Genomic DNA, 16832 nt, shown 5'->3' on the forward strand with positions numbered 1-16832 from the left:
GGGAGACTGACCATGCTTGGCCGACGCCAGAAACGTGAAAAATGGATCCTTCTGGTGCCGGCCCTGGCTTTGCTTGCGCTGGTCACGCTGATACCGCTTGCCAACACACTGTGGCTGAGCTTCACCGACACGCGCATTTCCGCTCTTCCCGAGCCGGTGCATTTCATCGGCCTGGAAAACTACGTCTACGCGCTTACCGACCCGGATTTTCAGGACGCCCTCTTCAGGACGCTTTACTTCACCATCGTCTCAGTGGGTCTGGAAGGCGTTCTCGGTGTCGCGGTTGCCGTGCTGCTCAACCAGGAATTCCGTGGCCGGACGCTGCTTCGGGCTCTGATCATCCTGCCCTGGGCGGTGCCGACCATCGTCAACGCCGTTGCCTGGCGCTTGATCTATCACCCTGATTATGGCGCGCTGAACTCCCTGCTGTTCCAGCTGGGCCTCATTTCCGATTACCGCAGCTGGATCGGCGATCCGGCGACCGCCATGAACATGGTCATCCTGGCAGATGTCTGGAAGAACTTTCCGCTGGTTGCCTATGTGGCACTGGCCGCCCTGCAGACAGTGCCCGGTGACCTCAACAAGGCGGCAGCCATCGAAGGCGCCGGGCCCTGGAAACGGTTCCGCTCGATCACCCTGCCCTGGATCGCCGGTCCATTAATGGTCGTCATGGTGCTGCGAACCATCGAGGCCTTCCGCGTCTTCGACATCATCTACGTCATGACCGGCGGAGGCCCCGCGGACAGCACCAAGACCGCGAGCTTTTACGTCTACCAGGAATATTTCAACTACCTCAGAAGCGGCAGCGGGGCCTCCTATGCAGTGCTGGTCGCCGGCATCAGTGCCGTTCTGATCGTGTTCTATTATTCCGCGACCAAGCGGCAGACGGCGGGAGGCGCGGCATGAAACGCTCGCTCGTTCAATCCATCCTGCTTTATGGCTGCGCCCTGTTGCTGGCAGCCTTCACAACAGGCCCGCTGCTCTGGCTTGCCGTCATGAGCATCAGCGCGCCGACCGACCTGACCGAGGTGCCGCTGCGCTGGATCCCCTCCGAACTTGACTTCAGCCGCTACACGAGCCTGCTCAGCCTTGAAGGCGGCAACGGCGAGCGGTTTTTGAGCGCACTCCGGAATTCCCTCCTGACAGCGGGCGGGTCAACCGTCATCGCGCTTCTGCTCGCCATTCCGGCTGCCTATGCCTTTTCCAGAAGACAGGCGTCGATGGTCCTGTTGTTCGCCTTTCTCGCAACGATCATGATGCCGCCGATCACCTATGTGCTGCCGCTCTATTCGACCTTCAGCAGCTTCGGCATGCTGAACCACACGGTGACGCTGATCATCGTCTATACGGCCATGCTGCTGCCTTTCGCCACCTGGCTGATGAAGGCCAATATCGACGTGCTGCCGGTGGAAGTGGAGCAGGCCGCCTTCATGGAAGGTGCCGGAACCGCCTACACCATCCGGCAAGTGGTGCTGCCACTGGCCCTTCCGGCCATTGCCGCCACCGCCATGCTGTCCTTCCTGGTGGCCTGGGACGAGTTCTTCTACGCCCTGATCTTCACCAACGATCTCAGCGCGAAGACCCTGCCTGTGGCGATCGCGGATTTCTCCGCCGGACGCGTTACCGACTACGGCGTCATCGCCTCGGTTGGCGTTCTGGCGACATTGCCGCCAGCCATCCTCGCCATCGCCTTCCAGAAATTCATCGTCTCCGGACTGGTCGCCGGATCCGTCAAGGGCTGACCTCAGCAGGAGACCGACAAGGAATGAACGCCGCAATGCCGCAAGACCCCATCCTCCAAATCAGCCGCCTGCAGAAGAGATACGGGGACGTGAATGTCCTCAAGGACATCGACATCTCCATGGCGCCCGGCGAGTTTCTTGTCCTGGTCGGACCGTCCGGTTGCGGCAAGTCGACCCTGCTGAGCTGCATTTCCGGACTGACCGACATTTCCTCCGGCACCATCCGTATTGCCGGCAAGGACCGCACCAACGACGAACCGGCCGACCGGGATATCGCCATGGTGTTCCAGTCCTATGCCCTGTTCCCCAACATGAGCGTGGAACGCAACATCGGCTTCGGCCTTGAAGTCCGAAAGGTCGAAGAGGCCGAGAAGAAACGGAAGGTGGCCGAGGTCGCGGATCTTCTGAAGATCGAACACCTGCTGCACCGCCGCCCGGCGGAACTTTCCGGCGGACAGCGCCAGCGTGTTGCCATGGGCCGGGCTCTTGTGCGCGAACCGAAACTGTTCCTGTTCGACGAACCGCTGTCCAATCTCGATGCCAAGCTGCGCGTGACCATGCGCACGGAAATCAAGCGCATCCATCAGACAACAGGCGCGTCCATCGTCTACGTCACCCATGACCAGATCGAAGCCATGACGCTGGCCAGCCGGATCGTGGTGATGAAAGACGGCGTGGTCCAGCAGATCGGTACACCGCAGGAGATCTATAACAAGCCGGTGAATGCCTTTGTCGCGGACTTCATGGGCGCACCGTCCATGAACCTGATGACCGGCACCGCTACACGCGAGGGCGACCATCTCCGGCTGCAGATCCCGACGCCGGAAGGACCGCCGCTGGAACTGTTCGACTATGGTCCGGGGCCGGAAACGCTGTCCGCCGGCGGTACGGCAGAGCTCACCATCGGCCTTCGCCCGGAGGCGATGACGGATCTTGGCTTGCGGTCCGGTGGCATCGACGGCCGCAGCCTGCAAAGCGCCGATTGCCTTCTGGACGTGGTCGAACCGGCCGGCGCCGACACCTATGCGGTCATTCAACTTGGCGGAACGGAAGCCGTTGCCCGGCTGTCGGCGGATGCGCCGGTCACCGCCGGACAGCGCGTCCCGATCGCTTTCGACCTTTCCAAGATTTCCTATTTCGACATTGCATCGGGTAATCGCCTATGAGCATTCAACGAGGCCTTGCCGCCGACATCGGCGGCACCAACACCCGGCTGGCACTGGTCGAAAACGGCCGCGTTCTGGAAAACACCATCGCGCGGTTCCGCAATGCGGATTTCGAAACACCGGAAGCGGCCATCGGCACCTATCTTTCGGAAGCCGGGCGACCGGCCTGTGCTTCTGCCGTCATCGCCATCGCGGCCCCCATCGATGGCCCCGCGATCCGCATGACAAACCATCCCTGGACCTTCAGTGCCGACTGCATCGGCAAGGTTCTGGGCGGAGCGAACATTACCTTCCTGAACGATTTCGAGGCGCTCGCCTATTCGCTGGACAAGGTCCCAACGGAGCGGCTTCAGCCCGTCTATGAACCGAGCCAGAAACTGCGCAGCAACGCCACGCGCCTCGTCGTTGGCGCGGGAACCGGTTTCAATGCTGCCGCGCTGTTTCAGACACCTGCCGGATTTCATGTCGGCACCGGTGAATGCGGCCACTCGACTTTGCCGGTCGAAACCGAAGACGAACTTCGGCTCTGGAACTACCTCGCTCTCAACCGCGGACGCGCCTCCGTCGAACGGGCGCTGTCGGGAAGCGGCCTCAAGGAAATTCACGAGTGGTATTGCCTGGAGCAGGGCCTGTCGCCGCGCGACCTGTCACCGGCTGAGATAGCGGAGCGCGCCAATTCCGGGTCCGATCCGCTTTGTGTTTCCGCTGCCCGGCAATGGGTGACATTTCTTGGCCGGGTCATTGGCGACCTCTCGCTGGTGTTCCTGTCCCTTGGCGGTATCGTGCTGACAGGCGGTGTCACCCGAAGCCTGGCGAGGTTCCTGGCAGAACCGGAATTCATCAATGCCTTTTGCGCGAAGGGCCGCCAGCAAAAGCTGGTTTCCGGCATTCCGGTTCATCTGCTTGATGACGATTTCGCAGCTCTGGCGGGGTGTGCGTCGCGCATGTAAACGACCCAAGACGGTCAGGAACTCAGCCCCAGCTCCTCGATCACGGTCTGAACCGCCAGCCGGAAGACCTGTTCCTCGGCTCCCGGCTGGGTGTCCGGACGGGTCATCAGCCCGACCGGCCCCTTTGTCATGTCGGTGTCGAACGGCAGGCGGACCAGGTGGCCGTCGGCGGTTTCGTTCTGCACCACGCCGGACGAAATGATCCAGACCGCGTCGGTCCGGCGGGTATAGACCCTGCCGAAAGCACCCGAGACCGTTTCGATCTTGTTCGGGATCTCGCCGACCCCATTGGCGATCATGAAGCGCTCGACCAGAGGCCGAATCGCCGCGCCTTCCGGCGGATAGAGCACGGGCCATTCGACGATACGCTTGATGTCCGGTCTTTCCAGTAGCGGGTGCCCGACTCGGACGATCACATCGACCCGCTCGGAATAAAGCTGGGTGAAGGAAACGCCTTCCATGGACACCGGCCTGCCGAGCCGGCCGATCACCAGGTCGAGTTCACCCATCTTCAGCCGTTCGATCAGGTAGCCGTGCGGGCCGTCCATGATCTGGACCATGACATGAGGTGCCAGTTCGGAAAACTCCTTGATGACCGGGGGCATGAAGCTGGCCGCGACACTCGGCAGAACGCCCACCTTCAAGGTCGCACGGGCGTGTTCGCCTTCCTTCTCGACCCCGTCCAGGCCTTGCTGCAGGCTCGCCAGCGAGATCTGCGCGAAATGCAGAAACACCTTGCCCTGTTTGGTCAGCGCGATGCCGGCCCGGTTTCGCGTCATCAGGCTGGCGCCGATGATATCTTCCAGTTCCTTGAGCGTTTTGGAGATCGCCGGCTGGGTGAGATTCAACTTGTCGGCAGCCAGTTTCAGGCTGCGTTCCTGCGCAATCTCCACGAAGCACTGGATGTGCCGGAACTTGATGCGTCGGTCGATCATTTAATTTCTCATTTTGGAAAGAAAGAAGCCGAATATCTCATTTTACTTCCCAATTTCGATCATTCAATATCAATTCAACAAGGGAGGATCGGATGCGAACTCAGGTTGTCATTGTCGGCGGTGGACCGTCCGGCCTGCTGCTCGGGCAGCTTCTTCATCTGAAGGGCATCGAGACCATCATTCTGGAGCGCAAGACGCGCGAATATGTGCTTGGCCGCATCAGGGCCGGCATTCTGGAAACGGGTCTCGTCAACATGATGCGCGAGGCAGGTGTGGCCGAGCGGATGGACAAGGAATGCTTCGTCCATGACGGCACCTGCATCTCGTACGAAAACGAGATGTTCGACATCAACTTCCAGAAGCTGATCGGCCAGAATGTCGTCGTCTACGGCCAGACGGAAGTCACGCGTGATCTTTATGACGCCCGTGATGCAGTTGGCGGTCAGACGATTTTCGAGGTCGAGGGGGTCGAAATCCGCGATGCGGACACCGACGCGCCCTATGTCACCTTTACCGTGGACGGCAGCGCGCGGCGCATCGATTGCGATTTCGTGGCGGGCTGTGACGGGTTCCACGGCGTCAGCCGCAAGACCATTCCCGACACCGTGCGCAAGGACTACGAGAAGGTGTTTCCCTTCGGCTGGCTGGGCGTTCTGTCCGAGACGCCGCCGGTGCATGAAGAACTGATCTATGCCAATTCGGCACGCGGCTTCGCGCTTTGCTCCATGCGTAACGAAAACCTGTCGCGCTACTACGTCCAGTGCAATGTCAGCGACGACATTTTCGAATGGACCGACGAGAAGTTCTGGGACGAACTGAGACGCCGGCTACCGGAAGCGGTTGCCGACAAGCTGGTGACCGGACCCTCTATCGAGAAATCCATTGCCCCACTCAGGTCCTTCGTGTGCGAGCCGATGCGCTGGGGCCGTCTGTTCCTGTGCGGCGATGCCGCCCATATCGTGCCGCCAACAGGCGCCAAGGGCCTCAACACCGCTGCCTCCGACGTGCATTACCTCTATGAGGGGCTGGTGCATTACTATCAGAACAAGGACAGCCACGGCATCGATACCTATTCGGAGAAAGCCCTGGCACGGATCTGGAAAGCGGAGCGTTTCAGCTGGGCGACCACCAACATGCTGCACCGGTTCCCGGATCAGTCTGATTTCGATCTGAAGATGCAGCGGGCGGAAATCGAGTCTCTGCATCACAATGAAACCGCGCAGAAGTGGTTTGCGCAGAACTATGTGGGACTGCCCTACTGATGAAGATCGCGCGACTGCCTTCTGCCGACATTCACTGGCGCCAAGATGGCGACCCGGACGGCACGCCTGTCGTCTTCGCCAATTCGCTCGGCACGGAATTGCGGCTCTGGGACAAGGTCATCGACCTTCTGCCGGAAACAGGCCTCCGGCTGATCCGCTTCGACAAGCGCGGTCACGGGCTGTCCTCCTGTCCCGAGAGCCCCTACTCCATGGACGATCTCGCCAGCGACACGCAACAGCTGCTCGATCACCTTCAGATCGGCTCCTGTGTTTTTGTCGGGCTTTCCATCGGCGGCATGATCGGTCAGCTCCTTTCGCACCGGCAGCCGGAACGCATCAAGGGTCTGGTGCTGTCCAACACCGGCGCGAAAATGGGCGAAGCCGCCATGTGGCAAGACCGGATTGCCCGGATCCGTGCAGGCGGTATCGAGAGCCTTGCCGATGCCATTCTGGAGCGCTGGTTTTCGGAAGATTTCCGCCAGACGGCCGAATGTCTGGCCTGGCGCCACATGCTGGTTCGCACCCCGACGGAAGGTTACATCGGCTGCTGCGAAGCAATAGCCGGTGCAGATCTGACGGACAGCACGTCCGGGCTTCGCCTGCCGGTGCTGGGTATCGGCGGCAGCGAGGACCTCGCCAGCCCACCCGCCATGGTGCGCGGCACGGCGGACCTCATCGCCGGCAGCCGCTACGTTGAAATTTCCGGTGCGGGTCATCTGCCCTGCGTCGAAAAGCCGGATGTCTTTGCCGGCCATCTCATGACTTTCCTGAAGGAGGACCTCCATGTCTGAGCGTTTTGAAACCGGCATGAAGGTCAGGCGATCCGTGCTTGGCGATGAACATGTCGACCGGGCAGAAGCCGCCAAGACGCCACTTGACGAACCATTCCAGACCCTGATCACCGAGGGTGCCTGGGGCACGGTTTGGGCGTCGGACGGCATCAGTCCGCGGGAGCGTTCGATGCTGACGCTCGCCCTTCTGGCGGCACTCGGCAATTTCGAGGAGATTGCCATGCATATCCGGGCAACCGCCCGCACCGGCGCCAGCAAGCAGGACGTGCTCGAGGCGTTTCAGCATGTGGCGGTCTATGCGGGCGTGCCACGTGCCAACCAGGCGCTCAAGATCGCCAAGGAAACTTACGCCGAAATGGAACGCAGCGGCCAGAAGCTGACCGCGACAGGCGGTTAACGGAGGAAAATCGATGTTGAAACCCGGACCTTTCTATCAGCGGGACCGCGAGTGGCATCCGCCTGCACATACGCCGGATTACAAGACCAGCGTGTCGCGCTCGCCGCAATATTCGATGATCAGCCTGGAAAACAACGTCAGCGAGATCACCGGGCCGACCTTCGGCCATAACGATATCGACCCGCTCGACAAGGACCTGATCTACAACTACGCGAAGGCGGGTGAAAGCGCGATCGGCGAGCGGATCATCCTGCATGGCCGGGTGCTGGACGAGAACGCGAAGCCGATCCCGAACACCCTGGTGGAGATCTGGCAGGCCAATGCGGGCGGACGCTACCGGCACAAGAAGGACACCTATCTTGCGCCCATCGACCCGAATTTCGGCGGCTGCGGCCGCACCCTGACCGACGAGAACGGCTACTACTATTTCCGCACGATCAAACCGGGCGCCTACCCCTGGCGCAACTGGGTGAACAACTGGCGGCCCGCCCATATCCACATGTCGATCTTCGGCACTGCCTTCTGTCAGCGTCTGATCACCCAATGCTACTTCGAGGGCGATCCGCTCATTCCGAAATGCCCGATCGTGAACACCATTCCCGATCCGGCGGCCATTGAGCAACTGGTCGCCAAGCTCGACCTCAATGCCACCATCCCGCTCGACACGATCGCCTACAAGTTCGACATCGTCCTGCGCGGGCGCCGCTCGACCCTGTTTGAAAACCGGCCGGAGGGGAACTGATCATGACGCAGCAACTCGACTATCTGAAGGAAACGCCTTCCCAGACGGCCGGACCTTACGTTCATATCGGCCTCGCGCCAGGCGCCGCCGGTTTCGACATCTATCGGCAGGAACTGGGCTGGGATATCGCAGGCCCCAATGCCAAGGGTGAGCGCATTCGTGTGGAAGGTGTCGTCATCGATGGCATGGGCTCGCCGATCAAGGACGTGATGCTGGAAACCTGGCAGGCCAACAGCGAGGGCATTTACGCCCATCCTGAACATGCCGGCAACGTGGAAGACGGGTTTCGCGGCTGGGGCCGGGTCATCACTGATTTCGACACCGGCGAATGGGGGTTCGACACGGTCAAGCCAGGCCCGGTCAAGCTGCCGGACGGCAAGGTTTCCGCACCCCATATCAGCCTCTGGATCGTCGCACGCGGCATCAATGTCGGGCTTCAGACCCGCCTTTACTTCGAGGACGAGACCGAAGCCAACGCGGCCGACCCGGTGATCAACCTGATCGAATGGGAAAAGCGCCGCCAGACCCTGATCGCCCGGAAGACCGAGCGCGACGGCAAGACGGTCTATCGTTTCGAGGTCAAGCTGCAAGGCCCGGACGAAACGGTGTTCTTCGATATCTGAGAAGGCACAAACCACTCTTCCTCATCCTGAGGAGCTTGGCCAAGCCAAGCGTCTCGAAGGATGGGCGGCGCACTCAAAGTATGCGGCCCATCCTTCGAGACAGCGCTTAAGCGCTTCCTCAGGATGAGGGAGGCTTATGCAACGATCGCCGCTCCTTGTTGGGACAGGCGCAAGCGAAACCGGAGCGGCGTGAAACATGTCCAAGCCCTGCATCATCTGCGTCGCGATTACCGGATCGCTGCCGAAGAAGGAAAACAATCCGGCGGTGCCGATCACCGTTACGGAGCAGGTGGAAAGCACGCAGGCTGCCTTCGAGGCCGGTGCAACCATCGTCCACGCCCATGTGCGCAACGACGATGAGACGCCATCCTCGGATCCGGAGAAGTTCGCGCGGCTCAAGGAAGGGCTGGAAAAACACTGCCCGGGCATGATCATCCAGTTTTCGACCGGAGGCCGTTCGGGTGCCGGGAAGGAACGCGGCGGCATGATTGCCCTTCAGCCCGACATGGCGTCGCTGTCCGTCGGCTCCAACAATTTTCCGACCCGGGTCTATGAGAACCCGCCGGATCTGGTCGACTGGCTTGCCAGCGAGATGCGCACCCATCATGTGAAACCGGAGATCGAGGCGTTCGACCTGAGCCACATTCATCAGGCGGCTGCCATGAACCGGGACGGGCGTATTCCGGGCAAGCTTTATGTGCAGTTCGTCATGGGTGTGAAGAATGCCATGCCGGTCGACCGGGACGTCTTCGACTATTACATCAAGACCGTTGAACGGCTGGTACCGGACGCCGAATGGTGTGCCGCCGGGATTGGTCAACACCAGTTCACCCTCAACGAGTGGTGCATTTCCTCAGGCGGGCATACCCGCACCGGCCTGGAAGACAACATCCGCCTCGACCGGGACACGCTTGCCCCTTCCAATGCGGCGCTTGTAAAACGGGCGGCGGATCTTTGCGAGAAATATGAGCGTCCCGTCGCGACCTGGCAGCAGGCGCGCGAGATCCTGGGTCTGCCGCCGAAGGCGGCTTGACCCGCCTTTCCACTTGGCTCTCAATAAGGGCCCATCCAGAGACCCTGCCGAGCCATGCCTCTTTCTCTATTTTCCAGCCAGATCCATTCCTCCCTCTTTGCTGACGGTGACCTGACCAAGCTTCTCGCTGATGGCAGCGATGTCGCGCATATGATCGCCTTCGAGCGCGCCCTTGCCATCGTACAGGGGCGCCTGGAGATCATTCCGGCGCAGGCCGCGCGGGAGATATCAGAGAAGCTCGCCGACGCTAAGATCGAGCCCGCAAACCTTGCGGCCGGCACAAGATCCGCCGGCGTGCCCGTTCCAGCGCTTGTGGCGGAACTGCGCAAGCAGCTCAGCGCCGACGCCGGGGCCTGGCTGCACTGGGGCGCGACCAGTCAGGACGTGATCGACACGGCGCTGGTCCTTCAGGCGAAAGTGGCGCTGGAGATCCTGGGCGCTCAACTGGAAAAACTGGTCGATACGCTGGAACGGCAGAGCGAGCGCCATGCGGATCAGCTCATGGCGGGGCGTACGCGCAGCCAGGTTTCGACACCGATCACCCTCGGCTACCGGATCGCGCAATGGGCGCATCCGCTGATAGATGCGGAAAATGCCCTGCCCGCACTCAGGTCCGCCGTGCTGCGCGTCCAGTTTGGCGGCGCCTCAGGCATCAACAGCGCAATCGCTCCGGACGGAACCGCTGTCTCGGCGGCGCTCGCACTGGAACTCGGCCTTGAGGACAGCCCGTCGTGGCACGTCAACCGGACGCCCATTCTGGCGCTTGCGGGCTGGCTGCAACAGGTCACCTCCGCCCTTGCGAAGATGGCTGGAGACCTGGCGCTTTCCGGGCGCACGGACATTGCGGAGCTTTCCAGCGGAACGGGTGGCGGATCCTCGACCATGCCGCAAAAGGCCAACCCGGTGCAGGCCGAGACCATTCAGGTGCTCAACAGCATTGCGATTGCCGCCCAGGCCGGGCTTGCCGCTGCCGCCAGCCCGCTGGAGGAGCGCGACGGGACAGCGTGGCCGTTGGAATGGCATTTCCTGCCACAAATGCTGCTGGCCGCGGGCGCTGCGCTGGTGCACGCAGAAGAGCTTGCCACCAGCCTGCAGGCGCATGAGGCCAACCTCGCCGCTACACTGGCCTCAAACCCGGAAATCATGGCCGAAACCGCCAGTTTCGTTCTCGCCCGGAACGGCGTTTCCCGCGCTGAGGCAAAGGATCTTGTCGCGGCGGCAGCAAAGGACCCGGCCCCCTTTGCCGAAGCCCTAGCAAGGATTTCGCCGGTCAGCCTTGACTGGCAGAAGGAACTGGACCCGCAACAGGTCATCGCACCGGCAAGGAACATGTCGGCGCGGATCTTTCAGACCCGCCGCAGAGGCTGAACAGGGTCGGGCCCTACCCGGCCACATCCGCGTTGCTGATCACGAAATCCACGAAGTGGCGGATCTTCGGGTCCTGAAGGCGCCTGTGCGGATAGAGGCAACCGAAGATGGTGGGGGGAGGCGGCGTATGCTTCAGGATCTCCACCAGACGGCCGCTTTCCAGATGCTGGGCTACGTCGAACCTCGGCTTGTTGACGATGCCGTATCCTGACAAGGCCCAGTCGGTGAGAACGTCGCCATGGTCGGCATCCATCTTGCCGGAAACCTGAAGCTTGCGCGGCCCGGCCGGTGTCTGCAGAACCCAGTAATATTCCGGCGAGCGCGGGTAGCGCAGCAGCAGGCAATTATGCTCGTCGCTCAGGAGATCATCCGGGGTACGGGGCGTACCGTGCTTTTCCAGATACTCCGGAGCCGCGCAGAGCACCCGGGGGCAATCGGATATCTTGCGCAGCTTCAGATTGGAGTCCTGCGGAGTGCCAATGAAAAAAGCGACGTCCAGCCCGTCGGACAGGATGTCGACCTTGCGGTCGGACAGGCGCATATGCACTTCCGTTGCCGGGAATTTTTCAACGAAACGCGGCACCAGCGGAGCGATGATGCGCCGACCGGCACCGAGCGGTGCCGTGACCCGGATGACCCCGCGCGGCGTATCGGAAAAACTGGCGACGGCGGCTTCCGCGTCTTCGATGGATTCCAGCGCCTTCACCGCATAATCGTAGAACACCTTGCCGACCTCGGTCGGCGTGAGGGACCTTGTGGTGCGGTTGAAGAGCCGCACGCCGAGATGCTTTTCCAGCTCCTTTATGCGCTTGCTGGCAACCGCCGGTGTCAGGCGCAAGTCGCGTCCGCCGGATGTGATGCTGCCCAGTTCGACCACGCGGGTGAAGACGCGCAGGGATTCCAGATAGGACATGGCCTCTTGCCTCGGATTTGAATTCTCGTGCGATTACAGAGCGCTCGTTCTCATGATCGACTTTGGTCGCATTTCCCGAGCCACAGTATCGCACGGCCATTTTCAATGATCTGTTGAAAGAATTTCCGGAATCACCGGATTTTTTGCAAGTGTCCTGAAGCGTACCGTCCTCGGCTGAGAGAAGACTTTGCCCGAGGACGCGATGACCCACCGCACAGAAATCCGGTTTCTGCTGAACGGCGCCGACGTGATTGTCACGGATGCGCCTGCCGACAAGACCCTGCTCGACTACCTGCGCCTGGAGCGCCGGCTGACGGGTTCGAAGGAAGGCTGTGCGGAAGGCGACTGCGGCGCCTGCACGGTGTTGGTCGGCCGGCTGGCCGGCGGCGTTCTGAAATATGAGACCGTCAATGCCTGCATCCGGTTTCTCGCGTCGCTTGATGGGTGCCACGTGGTCACCATCGAGCATCTGCGGGGAGAAAACGGCGGTCTGCATCCGATCCAGCAGGCGATGGTCGATTTCCACGGCAGCCAGTGCGGCTTCTGTACCCCTGGCTTCGTCATGTCGCTCTACGCGCTGTGGATGGGCAATCCGGAACCGACAGAAACGGAAGTCGAAAGCGCGATCCAGGGCAATCTCTGCCGCTGCACCGGCTACCAGCCGATCATAGCCGCCGCCATGGCCGCCAACCGCTACGGCTCGCCGGCACAGGATTTCCTGGAAACGGAACGGGCAACCATCACCGAACGTTTGACAGCGCTTTCCGACGGCCGCCGTGTCGTCACCGGCCCTGACGACAACCAGGCGATCCTTCCGGCGGATGTCGCCGACTTCGCAGCCGTTCTGGAAGACTTTCCGCAGGCGACCATCGTTGCGGGTTCCACCGATGTCGGTCTCTGGGTCACCAAGTTCATGCGCCCCATCGGCCCGGCCGTCTTCGTCAGCCACCTTCAAGAGCTGAAATCGGTCACCTTGAGCGACACAGCACTGGAGATCGGCGCAGGCGTCACCTACTCGGAAGCGCAGGAAACCATCTGCGAGATTTTCCCGCATCTGAAAAGCTACTGGGACCGGATCGCCGGCCAACAGGTGCGCAACATGGGTACCATCGGCGGCAACATCGCCAATGGATCGCCGATCGGCGATACGCCGCCCGTGCTGATCGCGCTCGGGGCCCAAATCGTTCTGCGCAAGGGAGCCACGCAGCGCAGCCTGCCACTGGAGCAGTTCTTCATCGAATACGGCAAACAGGACCGGGCGCCCTCCGAATTCGTCGAGAGCATCCTGATCCCGCGGCCCCGTTCCGGCCAGTTTCACGCTGCCTACAAGATTTCCAAGCGCCGGGACGAGGATATCTCGTCTGTCGCCGCCGGTTTCTGCGTGACCGTTTCCGAAGGCCGCATCACCGATTGCCGCCTGGCATTCGGCGGCATGGCCGGCACGCCGAAGCGGGCCGCCAAGGCAGAAGCCGCGCTGCGCGACCAGCCCTGGGGGGAAGCTGCGTTCGTGGCTGCCGGCAAGGCGCTGGAAGCCGATTTCACACCGCTTTCCGACTGGCGCGCCTCGGCCGAGTATCGGGCGACTGCCGCGCGCAACCTGCTGCAGCGCTTCTTCCTGACCCATGACGAAACGACCACGGAAGCGGTCGATCTGCTGTCTGCTTGAGTTTTGAGGCGAACCACATGAAACACGACATCATCACGGACGCCAAGAAGTCGATCAGCGGCGCTGTTCATACCGACCGCCGCCACGACAGCGCGGAAAAACACGTTACCGGCCGGGCAGAATATTGCGACGACATTGCCGAGCCGCAGGGCACCCTGCATGCCTATCTCGGCACGTCCACGGTTGCCCACGGCCTGATCAAGTCAATGGATCTGGAGGCGGTTCTGGCAGCTCCCGGTGTCATCGGAGTGCTTACGGCGGACGACGTTCCAGGCTGCAACGACATCAGCCCCACGGGCCAGAACGACGAACCGGTGTTTCCGGTCGACAAGACGGAATTCCATGGTCAGCCGCTGTTCGCCGTCATCGCAACAAGCCGCGACGCTGCCCGGCGGGCCACCGAGCTGGCAAAGATCGACTATGAGGTCCTGCCGCATGCGCTTGATCCCGTCAGTGCGATGGATGCCGGCTATCCGCATGTCACCGCGCCGCTGAAGCTGGAACGCGGCGAGATCGCCCCTGCCTTCGACAGCGCGAAGAACCGCATCCAGGGCCGGATGACGATCGGCGGCCAGGACCACATGTACCTGGAAGGCCAGATCGCCTTTGCCATTCCGGGTGAGGACGACGACGTCGCCGTCCACTGTTCGACCCAGCACCCGAGCGAGGCGCAGCACATGGTTGCCCATGTGCTCGGCGTGCCGTCGAACGCGGTCACGGTCAACGTCCGCCGCATGGGCGGTGGCTTCGGCGGCAAGGAAAGCCAGATGAACCTCTTCTGCGCGGTGGCAGCCATTGCCGCGAAGAAGTGGAACTGCCCGGTAAAGATCCGCCCGGACCGCGACCAGGACATGACCGCCACCGGCAAGCGGCACGACTTCGTGGTCGATTACGACGTTGCCTTCGACGACAGCGGCCGGATCGAGGCTGTCGACGGCACCTTCGCAGCCCGCTGCGGTTATTCCTCCGACCTTTCCGGTCCGGTGACCGACCGCGCGCTGTTCCACGCGGACAATGCCTATTTCTATCCGAATGTCCGGCTCACCAGCCGGCCGATGAAAACCAACACGGTCTCGAACACCGCTTTCCGAGGGTTCGGCGGGCCGCAGGGCGTGGTTGCCGCCGAACGCATGATCGAGGAGATCGCCTATGCGCTCGGCAAGGACCCGCTGGAGATCCGCAAGGCCAATTTCTATGGCGACCGCAACGACGGCCGTCTCCTCACCCCCTATCATCAGGAGGTCGAGGACAACATCTTGCCGCGCTTGATCGGAGAACTTGAAAGCTCCTCTGACTACCAGGCCCGCCGTGAGGCGATCCTGCAGCACAATGCCCGTTCCTCCATACTAAAACGGGGTATTGCGCTGACACCGGTCAAGTTCGGCATTTCTTTTACAGCCACCTGGTACAACCAGGCCGGCGCGCTGATCCACATCTACAATGACGGATCGATCCACCTGAACCATGGCGGCACCGAAATGGGCCAGGGCCTGAACACCAAGGTGGCCCAGGTCGTGGCAGATGCCTTCCAGGTGGATTTCGAGCGCATCAAGATCACCAAGACGACGACCGAAAAGGTGCCGAACACATCGGCAACCGCCGCCTCATCGGGTTCCGACCTCAACGGCATGGCTGCCCTGAACGCGGCCGAACAGCTGAAGGAACGGCTGGTCGCCTTTGCCGCCGAGCGCTGGAACACGGAACCGGAAACCATCCGCTTCCACAACAACATGGTCGAGATCGGGTCCGAACTTGTGTCCTTCAATGATCTTGTCCGCAGGGCCTATATGGCCCGTGTGCACCTGTCGGCCGCCGGCTTCTACAAGACCCCGAAGATCCACTGGGACCGCGCCGCCGGAAAGGGCCGTCCGTTCTACTATTTCGCCTATGGCGCATCCTGCTCGGAAGTTTCCGTCGACACGCTCACCGGTGAATACCGGGTGGAGCGGACCGATATCCTGCATGACGTCGGCAAGTCGCTGAACCCGATCCTCGACAAGGGTCAGGTGGAAGGCGCCTTCATTCAAGGAATGGGCTGGCTGACGACGGAAGAACTGTGGTGGGACCAGGCCGGACGCCTCAGGACCCACGCGCCGTCGACCTACAAGATCCCGCTCGCCTCCGACCGGCCACGCCAGTTCACCGTGAAGCTTGCCGAATGGTCGGAAAACAAGGAACGCACCATCAAGCGCTCCAAGGCCGTGGGCGAACCGCCCTTCATGCTGGGGGTGTCCGTCTTCGAGGCGCTTTCCATGGCCGTTGCCAGTGTCGCCGATTACCGCGAATGCCCGCGCCTTGATGCCCCGGCAACGCCGGAGCGGGTGCTGATGGCCATCGAGCGGCTGAAAACCCGGGAGTAAATCATGACAATGCGCTCCAGCCAGACCGAAAGCTTCTTCGGCTCAGCCCACCCGATCGTCCGTGTCGTGCTGACGCGGGTTCAAGGATCGTCCCCCCGGGAAACCGGCACGGAGATGTTCGTTGCCCCGAACAGCCTCTTCGGCACCATCGGCGGCGGCCAACTGGAGCACATCGTCATTACCCAGGCCCGTTCGATGCTGGCCGAAGGCACGCTTTCCTCCAGGCTCGACTTGCCGCTCGGCCCGGAAATCGGCCAGTGCTGCGGCGGACGGGTGGAAGTATCACTTGCACGCATGCGCAAAGCCGAACGGCAGGCAGTCATCAGCCGCCTGCGGAACGAGGACGATGCGCTGCCGCATGTCTATGTGATGGGCGCAGGCCATGTCGGCCGGGCGATTGCCAATCTGCTGCAGCATGCGCCGGTTCACTGCGTACTGATCGACATGCGCAAGGAAGAGCTGGCGCAATGCCAGGCGCGTGTCGACATGCGCCTGCGGGCCATTCCGGAAGTCGAAATCTACAATGCGCCCGCGGGCAGCGCCTTTATCGTGCTGACCCATGACCACGGCCTGGACTTCCTGCTGACGTCGGCCGCGCTGGAGATCGGCCATGCGTCCTACGTCGGCATGATCGGGTCGGCCACAAAACGCGCCAAGCTGCGCTCCTGGTGCAACAGCCATTGCAATGGCCTTTCCATCGACCAGCTGACTTGCCCGATCGGCGCAACCGCCAGCCGGGACAAGCGCCCCGAGATCATCGCCGCTTTTGTCGCCGCAGAAGTCCTGACCGCCCTGACCTCGGGCGCAAGAGCTGCCGGCGATACGGAGGAGGCTGCGCTGCTGGAGGCCGCGCAGTGAAACAACGGCTGACCTGTCCTTTGGGA

General features: G+C 61.9%; 16 protein-coding genes. 14 read left to right on the plus strand and 2 right to left on the minus strand.

Annotated elements, in window-relative coordinates; all coding sequences use genetic code 11:
• Positions 1 to 12: 12 nt before the first annotated feature.
• The 4 genes from HCG46_RS14890 to HCG46_RS14905 are packed head-to-tail and all read left to right on the plus strand — an operon-like array spanning position 13 to position 3858.
• Complete coding sequence (locus HCG46_RS14890) at positions 13 to 906, plus strand: sugar ABC transporter permease (protein WP_205838500.1); 894 nt, start codon at positions 13 to 15, stop codon at positions 904 to 906.
• The gene (locus HCG46_RS14895; RefSeq protein WP_168686622.1) at positions 903 to 1742 is read left to right on the plus strand and encodes a carbohydrate ABC transporter permease; all 840 of its coding nucleotides are present in this window, start codon (positions 903 to 905) and stop codon (positions 1740 to 1742) included. Before HCG46_RS14890 ends, HCG46_RS14895 begins: the two co-directional genes overlap by 4 nt.
• A 23-nt stretch (positions 1743 to 1765) precedes the next feature.
• Positions 1766 to 2908 (plus strand): sn-glycerol-3-phosphate ABC transporter ATP-binding protein UgpC, encoded by a 1143-nt coding sequence (gene ugpC / locus HCG46_RS14900; RefSeq protein WP_152504959.1) that lies wholly within the window; start codon positions 1766 to 1768, stop codon positions 2906 to 2908.
• Positions 2905 to 3858 carry an ROK family protein gene (locus HCG46_RS14905; RefSeq protein WP_168686623.1) on the plus strand — a complete coding sequence of 318 codons (954 nt, stop codon included), beginning with the start codon at positions 2905 to 2907 and terminating at the stop codon, positions 3856 to 3858. The genes ugpC and HCG46_RS14905 overlap by 4 nt, the downstream gene beginning before the upstream one ends.
• A 14-nt stretch (positions 3859 to 3872) precedes the next feature.
• Here the strand turns inward: HCG46_RS14905 and pcaQ are convergent, their stop codons facing one another.
• Entirely contained in the window at positions 3873 to 4793 is a 921-nt protein-coding gene (pcaQ, locus tag HCG46_RS14910) for a pca operon transcription factor PcaQ (RefSeq protein ID WP_055656875.1), read from the minus strand.
• 92 nt (positions 4794 to 4885) lie between these two features.
• Between pcaQ and pobA the strand changes: the two genes are divergently transcribed.
• From pobA to HCG46_RS14945, 7 genes are all read left to right on the plus strand, one after another.
• A complete protein-coding gene (gene pobA / locus HCG46_RS14915) occupies positions 4886 to 6055 on the plus strand; it encodes a 4-hydroxybenzoate 3-monooxygenase (protein ID WP_077291255.1) in 1170 nt (389 codons plus the stop codon).
• Positions 6055 to 6846, plus strand: coding sequence for a 3-oxoadipate enol-lactonase (pcaD, locus tag HCG46_RS14920; RefSeq protein ID WP_055656872.1), 792 nt, complete (start codon positions 6055 to 6057; stop codon positions 6844 to 6846). Before pobA ends, pcaD begins: the two co-directional genes overlap by 1 nt.
• A complete protein-coding gene (gene pcaC, locus HCG46_RS14925; protein WP_022999298.1) occupies positions 6839 to 7243 on the plus strand; it encodes a 4-carboxymuconolactone decarboxylase in 405 nt (134 codons plus the stop codon). Before pcaD ends, pcaC begins: the two co-directional genes overlap by 8 nt.
• A gap of 13 nt (positions 7244 to 7256) precedes the next feature.
• Positions 7257 to 7985 (plus strand): protocatechuate 3,4-dioxygenase subunit beta, encoded by a 729-nt coding sequence (gene pcaH / locus HCG46_RS14930; RefSeq protein WP_055656871.1) that lies wholly within the window; start codon positions 7257 to 7259, stop codon positions 7983 to 7985.
• Between the two features lie 2 nt (positions 7986 to 7987).
• Positions 7988 to 8608: a protocatechuate 3,4-dioxygenase subunit alpha gene (pcaG, locus tag HCG46_RS14935; protein ID WP_168686624.1), complete on the plus strand. Its 621-nt coding sequence runs from the start codon at positions 7988 to 7990 to the stop codon at positions 8606 to 8608.
• Positions 8609 to 8804: 196 nt separating this feature from the next.
• Positions 8805 to 9641: a 3-keto-5-aminohexanoate cleavage protein gene (locus tag HCG46_RS14940; RefSeq protein WP_168686625.1), complete on the plus strand. Its 837-nt coding sequence runs from the start codon at positions 8805 to 8807 to the stop codon at positions 9639 to 9641.
• Between the two features lie 54 nt (positions 9642 to 9695).
• Positions 9696 to 11009, plus strand: a complete 1314-nt coding sequence (locus HCG46_RS14945; protein ID WP_168686626.1) for a lyase family protein — start codon at positions 9696 to 9698, stop codon at positions 11007 to 11009.
• Between the two features lie 13 nt (positions 11010 to 11022).
• On the opposite strand, the gene HCG46_RS14950 is transcribed toward HCG46_RS14945, so the two are convergent.
• Positions 11023 to 11922 carry a LysR family transcriptional regulator gene (locus HCG46_RS14950; RefSeq protein ID WP_168686627.1) on the minus strand — a complete coding sequence of 300 codons (900 nt, stop codon included), beginning with the start codon at positions 11920 to 11922 and terminating at the stop codon, positions 11023 to 11025.
• A gap of 202 nt (positions 11923 to 12124) precedes the next feature.
• On the opposite strand from HCG46_RS14950, the gene xdhA reads away from it, so the two are divergent.
• The 3 genes from xdhA to xdhC are packed head-to-tail and all read left to right on the plus strand — an operon-like array spanning position 12125 to position 16806.
• Complete coding sequence (gene xdhA, locus HCG46_RS14955) at positions 12125 to 13588, plus strand: xanthine dehydrogenase small subunit (RefSeq protein WP_168686628.1); 1464 nt, start codon at positions 12125 to 12127, stop codon at positions 13586 to 13588.
• Between the two features lie 17 nt (positions 13589 to 13605).
• Positions 13606 to 15948: a xanthine dehydrogenase molybdopterin binding subunit gene (gene xdhB / locus HCG46_RS14960; protein WP_168686629.1), complete on the plus strand. Its 2343-nt coding sequence runs from the start codon at positions 13606 to 13608 to the stop codon at positions 15946 to 15948.
• 3 nt (positions 15949 to 15951) lie between these two features.
• Entirely contained in the window at positions 15952 to 16806 is an 855-nt protein-coding gene (xdhC, locus tag HCG46_RS14965; protein ID WP_205838501.1) for a xanthine dehydrogenase accessory protein XdhC, read from the plus strand.
• Positions 16807 to 16832: the final 26 nt, after the last annotated feature.

It is taken from the genome of Labrenzia sp. PO1 (assembly GCF_012273635.1).
Lineage (GTDB): Bacteria > Pseudomonadota > Alphaproteobacteria > Rhizobiales > Stappiaceae > Roseibium > Roseibium algicola.

Bases quoted from the DNA above. Each gene is read 5' to 3' on its own strand.
- HCG46_RS14890 (WP_205838500.1), top strand. From the start codon at position 13: ATGCTTGGCCGACGCCAGAAACGTGAAAAATGGATCCTTCTGGTGCCG.
- HCG46_RS14895 (WP_168686622.1), top strand. From the start codon at position 903: ATGAAACGCTCGCTCGTTCAATCCATCCTGCTTTATGGCTGCGCCCTG.
- ugpC (WP_152504959.1), top strand. From the start codon at position 1,766: ATGAACGCCGCAATGCCGCAAGACCCCATCCTCCAAATCAGCCGCCTG.
- HCG46_RS14905 (WP_168686623.1), top strand. From the start codon at position 2,905: ATGAGCATTCAACGAGGCCTTGCCGCCGACATCGGCGGCACCAACACC.
- pcaQ (WP_055656875.1), bottom strand. From the start codon at position 4,793: ATGATCGACCGACGCATCAAGTTCCGGCACATCCAGTGCTTCGTGGAG.
- pobA (WP_077291255.1), top strand. From the start codon at position 4,886: ATGCGAACTCAGGTTGTCATTGTCGGCGGTGGACCGTCCGGCCTGCTG.
- pcaD (WP_055656872.1), top strand. From the start codon at position 6,055: ATGAAGATCGCGCGACTGCCTTCTGCCGACATTCACTGGCGCCAAGAT.
- pcaC (WP_022999298.1), top strand. From the start codon at position 6,839: ATGTCTGAGCGTTTTGAAACCGGCATGAAGGTCAGGCGATCCGTGCTT.
- pcaH (WP_055656871.1), top strand. From the start codon at position 7,257: ATGTTGAAACCCGGACCTTTCTATCAGCGGGACCGCGAGTGGCATCCG.
- pcaG (WP_168686624.1), top strand. From the start codon at position 7,988: ATGACGCAGCAACTCGACTATCTGAAGGAAACGCCTTCCCAGACGGCC.
- HCG46_RS14940 (WP_168686625.1), top strand. From the start codon at position 8,805: ATGTCCAAGCCCTGCATCATCTGCGTCGCGATTACCGGATCGCTGCCG.
- HCG46_RS14945 (WP_168686626.1), top strand. From the start codon at position 9,696: ATGCCTCTTTCTCTATTTTCCAGCCAGATCCATTCCTCCCTCTTTGCT.
- HCG46_RS14950 (WP_168686627.1), bottom strand. From the start codon at position 11,922: ATGTCCTATCTGGAATCCCTGCGCGTCTTCACCCGCGTGGTCGAACTG.
- xdhA (WP_168686628.1), top strand. From the start codon at position 12,125: ATGACCCACCGCACAGAAATCCGGTTTCTGCTGAACGGCGCCGACGTG.
- xdhB (WP_168686629.1), top strand. From the start codon at position 13,606: ATGAAACACGACATCATCACGGACGCCAAGAAGTCGATCAGCGGCGCT.
- xdhC (WP_205838501.1), top strand. From the start codon at position 15,952: ATGACAATGCGCTCCAGCCAGACCGAAAGCTTCTTCGGCTCAGCCCAC.